This is a genomic window from Saccharibacillus endophyticus (assembly GCF_013185185.1).
GTDB classification, from domain to species: domain Bacteria; phylum Bacillota; class Bacilli; order Paenibacillales; family Paenibacillaceae; genus Saccharibacillus; species Saccharibacillus endophyticus.
Genome location: NZ_JAAZWE010000005.1, coordinates 565318 through 572013, shown reverse-complemented (window position 1 = coordinate 572013; position 6696 = coordinate 565318). Strand labels below are relative to the sequence as shown.

At 52.3% G+C, this 6696-nt stretch carries 3 protein-coding genes; all 3 read right to left on the bottom strand.

The genetic code is table 11. From position 1 onward, the window contains the following. Positions 1-358 precede the first annotated feature (358 nt). A complete protein-coding gene (locus HRQ63_RS19835; protein ID WP_172246885.1) occupies positions 359-1450 on the bottom strand; it encodes an HD-GYP domain-containing protein in 1092 nt (363 codons plus the stop codon). Between the two features lie 289 nt (positions 1451-1739). Further along, positions 1740-4280: a DNA gyrase subunit A gene (gene gyrA / locus HRQ63_RS19830; protein ID WP_172246884.1), complete on the bottom strand. Its 2541-nt coding sequence runs from the start codon at positions 4278-4280 to the stop codon at positions 1740-1742. Positions 4281-4592: 312 nt separating this feature from the next. Then, on the bottom strand, positions 4593-6509 hold the full coding sequence (gene gyrB / locus HRQ63_RS19825) for a DNA topoisomerase (ATP-hydrolyzing) subunit B (protein ID WP_172246883.1): 1917 nt from the start codon (positions 6507-6509) through the stop codon (positions 4593-4595). Positions 6510-6696: the final 187 nt, after the last annotated feature.

The following is a 6696-nucleotide window of genomic DNA, read 5'->3' as shown; positions in this document are numbered from 1 at the left end:
AATCTATATTCTCACGATGATCTTCATCATCGCGACTCACTTACTGTTCAGTTTTCAAGGAGCAAACTGTGTTTCTCGTTTCTGCCGCTCAGTCTTTCGCTCGCAGCAGCAACTCTTATATATTAGCATGTTCGTTTTTGTTTTGCAAGTCTTTTTTGAAATCTTTTTTTCAGCTTCGTTCGAAGCTTCTTTTCGATCTCATCTGGACTCGCTCACTTCTTCGAACCGCATCGGCGCTCTCTCAAGGCCGTTCTTAGAATATATCATGCTGACATTCAGATAGCAAGCACTTTTTCAAAAAAACCTTCTTTTTATGAAAAAAGGCTCCTGATCGCTCAGGAAGCCTCATTATATGGCGTTATAAGACTTCCAGAATGAACAGCTTGCGTTCCTGGATCAAATTGATGATCTCTCCATTAATAGAAACGATCGGTCTTGTCGGCTGATGCGCATCGGCATAAACGATCTCGCCCATCTTGCGGTTACTCAGTTTAACGCGAGTACCCAGCGACAATTGCGTGGTGTGCTTGATTAACGTACGCACGATCGCCGGATCGAGCTTCCCGAACGAATCTTGTTCCAATTGCTCAAGCACCAAGTAAGGCGACGTAGAGCCCTGATAGCGACGATCCAGCGTCATGGCATGGAAGATATCGGCCACGGCCACGATCTTCGCGTAGATGTGCAGCTTCTCACCTGTTGAGCCGAACGGATAACCGCTGCCGTCCACACGCTCGTGGTGCTGCAAGGCTGCCAGCAATACGCCTTCCTGCAAAGCGGTCGCATTTTTCAAGATTTGATAACCGTACGTTGTGTGGTTGTTCATCTCTGCTTTTTCTTCCGGACCGAGTTGATCGGGTTTATGCAGAATGTTTGGTGGAATTTTGACTTTACCGATATCGTGCAGCAGCCCGGCTAATGCGACTTGAATCCAGTTCTTCTGAGGAATATCAAGCCAACGTGCAAGCATATATGAAGTCAACGCACATAATACGGCATGATGGTACATATAATCGTGCTTGTCCGGCATACGCGGAGTAAAGCCGAGAATACGATATCCTTGAATCTGATCAATCAGTTTCTCAAGCTGTGCCCGCCACTGGAAGATCGGCATCTCCATTGCCAGTACAGAAGGAAACCCTGTTTTAATTAAAGCCACCGTTTGCTCGTATTCTTCGATAAAGCTTTGTTCCCTACGGCTAATCATATTTCGGCCAGCTTCAACATGTGGAGTTGCGGAGGTCTTGCCACTTTGTTCTGAAGCTGTCTTCTCGCTGTCCCCTGCGACGCCTTGAAGCTCTACGTAGTCGATCATAAACGCTTGCAAAACCTCTAGGTCTTTCGGGAGCAGCACTCTTCCTTTTTGAAAAAGCAGATTGCCTTTATCCGTATAAACATCGGCTACGATTCTCTTGCCTGCTTCAAGCTCGCTCACGGGTATACTCACCATGGCATTCCACCTCCTCTATTGCGGTCGTTCGGGTTTGCAGAATTGAATATTTGCCTGACTGCGGGCTTTTCCGCCTGTTGCGGGTTCAGCGTGGCAGCCAGCAATATTCGTTTGCTTGTTGCCATATACCGCTTGCTTACCATTTCGATTATATGCCGTGATACCAAGCGCAACAATACCAAAAATATCCGAAATCGGTCTTGCGCCCAATCTTTTATCAAAAAGGAGGTTTTTACACAAAAAAGGAGGTTCAAAAGAACCCCCTTCCCTGCATCAGTAACGATTTAAACTATTCAACTGACTCTTCATCGGTTGCAGGTGCGTCCTCAGCAGCTTCATCTGAAGTTACAGCTCCCGCTTCGCCTTCGACAAATTCGCCTTCAGCCAATTCATCCTCGTCAATCTCTTCACTCTTATCGATCCGGCAAACGGTCGCGACCGCTTCATCTTCACGAATATTGATCAATCTAACGCCTTGCGCGTAACGACCCATCGAAGAAATGCCGTCCATGCTCGTACGAATCAATGTGCCGCCGTTCGTGATAATCATCAGGTCTTCTTCCGATTTCACGACTTTCAAGCTGGCAACCGGTCCGTTTTTGTCCGTGACGTTGATCGTTTTGATCCCTTTACCTCCACGGGTTTGAATCCGGTATTCGCTGATCGGCGTCCGCTTGCCGTAGCCTTTGCTCGTTACGATCAGCACTTCGCGATCCGGCTTCACGACGTCCATGCCGATCACGGTATCTTCGCCTTCAAGCGAAATGCCTTTGACGCCGGTCGCGCCTCGGCCCATCGAACGAACATTGCTTTCTTTGAAACGAATCGACAAGCCGGAAGCGGTACCCATGATGATCTCCTGCTCGCCGTCCGTCAGCTTGGCTCCGATCAGCGAATCGTCCTCGCGCAGCGTGATCGCGATCAAGCCGCCTTTGCGGATGTTTCCATAGTCGGTCAACGGCGTCTTTTTCACGATTCCTCGGCAAGTGGCGAAGAACAAGAAGCGGTCTTCTTTGAACTCGTTTACCGGAATAACGGCATTGATGGACTCGCCCTGCTCGATCTGGATCAAGTTGATGACCGGTGTTCCCCGCGCCGTACGGCTAAGTTCCGGAATCTCGTAAGCCTTGATCCGGTACACTTTGCCGCGGTCCGTGAAGAACAGCAGGTGGTTATGGGAATTGGTCGCGAAAAGATGCTCGACAAAGTCTTCGTCTTTCGTGCCCATGCCCATGACGCCTCGTCCGCCGCGCTTCTGGCTGCGGTACGTGCTTGCAGGAAGACGCTTGATGTAACCGGTATGGGAAATGGTGATGACCACTTCCTCCTGCGGAATCAAGTCTTCGTCCAGAATGCTGTCTTCCCCGATCGTGATCTCCGAACGACGCGCGTCCGCATAACGCTCTTTGATATCGTTCAGCTCGTCGCTGATGATCTGAAGCAGCAGCGTCTCGTCGGCGAGAATGGCTTTGTATTCGCTGATTTTGGCCAACAGCTCATTGTATTCGGCTTCGATCTTCTCGCGTTCCAGGCCGGTCAGGCGCTGCAAACGCATATCGAGAATGGCCTGAGTCTGCTCTTGGCTGAGCGAGAAACGCTCGGTCAATTGTTCGCGGGCGGCATCCGCCGTTTGCGAACCGCGGATGATCGCGATAACCTCGTCCAGATGATCAAGCGCTTTGCGCAGACCGTCCAAAATATGAGCGCGGGCTTCCGCTTTTTTAAGATCGAATTCCGTGCGGCGGCGTACAACCACTTTCTGGTGCTCCAGATAGTGGTACAGCACTTCTTTCAGATTGAGGATTTTCGGCTGGTTGTTCACGATCGCCAGCATATTGACGCCGAACGTCGACTGCATCGCCGTGTGGCGGTACAAGTTGTTCAGCACGACGCTCGGGTTCACGTCCCGGCGCAGCTCGATAACGATGCGCATGCCGGTACGGTCGGACTCGTCGCGCAGATCGGTAATGCCGTCCAGACGCTTCTCGCGTACCAGCTCGGCGATCTTTTCGACCAAACGCGCTTTGTTGACCTGGTAAGGAATCTCCGTCACGATGATCCGCGCTTTGTTGCCGAATTCTTCGATCTCGGCTTTGGCGCGCATCGTGATCGAACCGCGGCCCGTCTGATAAGCCTGACGGATGCCGGAACGTCCGAGAATGAATCCCGCGGTCGGGAAGTCGGGACCTTGAATATATTCCATCAGATCAAGCGGCGTCAGATCCGGATTCTCGATCAAGGCCTGCACGCCGTCGATCACTTCGCCCAAGTTGTGCGGCGGAATGTTCGTGGCCATGCCGACCGCGATCCCCGATACGCCGTTGACCAACAGGTTCGGATAACGCGCGGGCAGCACGACGGGTTCGCGTTCTTCCCCGTCGTAGTTGTCCTGGAAATCGATCGTTTCTTTGTTGATGTCGCGCAGCATTTCCATCGCGAGCTTGGAAAGGCGGGCTTCGGTATAACGCATGGCCGCTGCGCCGTCGCCGTCGATGGAACCGAAGTTCCCGTGACCGTTGACGAGCATGTAGCGCATGGAGAAGTCCTGCGCCATCCGTACCATCGTTTCATAAACGGCGGAGTCGCCGTGAGGGTGATACTTACCGATGACTTCGCCGACGATTCTCGCCGATTTTTTATGGGGTTTATCCGGCGACATCCCGAGTTCGGACATCGCGTACAGCACGCGACGGTGAACCGGCTTCAACCCGTCCCTGACATCGGGCAGCGCGCGGCTGACGATAATGCTCATTGCGTAGTCCATGAAGGATTCTTGCATTTCTACGCTGATATCCCGGTCTACGACATGCGATCTTTGTTCTTCCGCCATGACGGCCTCCTTCTATCTTGGATGTACTCCGATCGATCGGTTACTTCAAAAAAGAACGGATACATCATAAGTACCTGCATAAGCATGCGGTTCGTTTTTGGATTTTGCGTTTTGCATTTGAAAGCAAAGCTTGAAAACGCCTTGAAAATACCCGGAATCTTGGGCTTCCACATCCTTATTATTATACCATTAATCCAAACAAATGTCCGTATTTTATGGCGGAAAAGCGCTTTGAAACTAAAAAGAAAAGGCGAACCCGAAGCGGGCCGCCTCTCCTGAAAATCGTACCCTTTCAGCGGAAACAAACTTTCGTTAAATATCCAGGTTTTTCACATACTGCGCATGCTCGTTGATGAAGTCGCGGCGCGGTTCGACATTGTCGCCCATCAGCGTATCGAACATCGTATCCGCAAGCATCGCGTCGCCGATCGAAACTTGAAGCATCGTGCGCGCATCCGGATCCATCGTCGTTTCCCACAGCTGCGTCGGGTTCATCTCGCCCAGACCTTTATAGCGCTGCACGTTGACTTTCGCGCCTTCGCCGAAGCTTGCGATCATCTCGTCGCGTTCTTTTTCCGTGTTCGCGTACAAAATCGTTTTGTTGCGCTCGACCTTGAACAACGGCGGCTGCGCGATATACACGTAGCCCGCTTCGATGACTTGACGCATGTAACGGTAGAAGAACGTCAGCAGAAGCGTGCGAATATGCGCGCCGTCGACGTCGGCATCGGTCATGATGACGATTTTGTGGTAACGGGCTTTCGAAATATCGAAATCTTCGCCGATGCCCGTACCGATCGCCGTGATGATCGCGCGGATTTCGGCACTCGACAAAATGCGGTCCAAACGTGCTTTTTCCACGTTCAGGATTTTACCGCGGATCGGCAGGATCGCTTGGAAGTGACGGTCGCGTCCTTGCTTGGCCGAACCGCCTGCGGAGTCCCCTTCGACGATATACATTTCGCAGATCGAAGCGTCCTTCGACGAACAGTCCGCCAGTTTGCCCGGCAGGGCGCTGACTTCAAGCACGCTCTTGCGTCGCGTCAGTTCGCGTGCGCGCTTGGCTGCTTCGCGCGCTCTGGCCGCCTGCAGGCCTTTGTCGAGAATCCGCTTGGCCGCGGACGGATTTTCGTTCAGGAAGTCCGTCAGCTTTTCGGAGAACAACGATTCCACGATCCCGCGGACTTCGCTGTTGCCGAGCTTGGTCTTGGTCTGGCCTTCGAACTGCGGCTCGGGAATCTTAACGGAGATAATCGCCGTCAGACCTTCGCGCACGTCGTCGCCCGTCAGGTTGTTGCTGGCATCCTTCACGACGCCTGCGCGGCGCGCATAATCGTTGATGATCCGCGTCAATGCGCTTTTGAAGCCGGATTCGTGCGTACCGCCTTCATGGGTATGGATATTATTCGCGAACGAATAAATATTTTCCGTATAGCTGTCGTTGTACTGAAGAGCGATTTCGACGGCGATCATATCGCGTTGCCCTTCGACGTAAATCGGCTCCTCCTGAATGACTTCCTTGTTTTGGTTCAGGAAAGCTACATATTCGCTGATTCCGCCTTCGTAGTGGAACGAGGCGTTTTCGCCTGTCCGCTCGTCGAGCAAAGAAATCTTGATTCCTTTGTTCAGGAAAGCCAGCTCGCGAATACGCGTGAGCAGCGTGGAATAGATAAACACGGTCGTTTCCGTGAAAATCTGCGGGTCCGGCTGGAATGTCGTCGTCGTACCGGTGTCTTCCACGTCCGTCTCGCCGATGATGCGCAGATCGTACTGAGGAGCGCCGTAGCGATATTCCTGCTCGTAGATCTTGCCGTCGCGTCTAACTTTCACGATGACCTTTTCGGACAACGCGTTGACGACGGATACGCCGACACCGTGCAGGCCGCCCGAAACTTTATATCCGCCGCCGCCGAATTTACCGCCTGCGTGCAGCACGGTCATAACGACTTCAAGAGCGGGACGTTTCAGTTTCGGATGTTCGCCGACGGGGATTCCCCGGCCGTTATCGATTACCGTAACGCTGTTATTCTCATGCACGATCACCTGAATATGATCGCAGTAACCGGCGAGCGCTTCGTCGATACTGTTGTCCACGACTTCCCACACCAAGTGGTGAAGGCCTCTTTCGCTTGTGGAACCGATATACATACCCGGCCGCTTGCGTACCGCTTCAAGTCCTTCGAGAACCTGTATCTGACTGGCATCATATGATTGTTGATCCATTGACATGCTTCGTTCACCCACTCCTGTAAGTTGTGAAATTGCGAGAAAAGAATACGAAACGCCCGCTCCCGGAGCCAAAATCGGCTGCGGCGGGAATGGCGGCGTATCCATACGTCGACTGCGTTCGATATGAAGATTTCGCTTGAATAAATTCGTTCGCCGTTCGGGAACGAATCCATGGTTCGCAGGGAAA

What these genes read in the sequence shown, in the direction of transcription:
- gyrA (WP_172246884.1), bottom strand. Translation starts at nt 4,280, where the DNA reads ATGGCGGAAGAACAAAGATCGCATGTCGTAGACCGGGATATCAGCGTA.
- gyrB (WP_172246883.1), bottom strand. Translation starts at nt 6,509, where the DNA reads ATGTCAATGGATCAACAATCATATGATGCCAGTCAGATACAGGTTCTC.
- HRQ63_RS19835 (WP_172246885.1), bottom strand. Translation starts at nt 1,450, where the DNA reads ATGGTGAGTATACCCGTGAGCGAGCTTGAAGCAGGCAAGAGAATCGTA.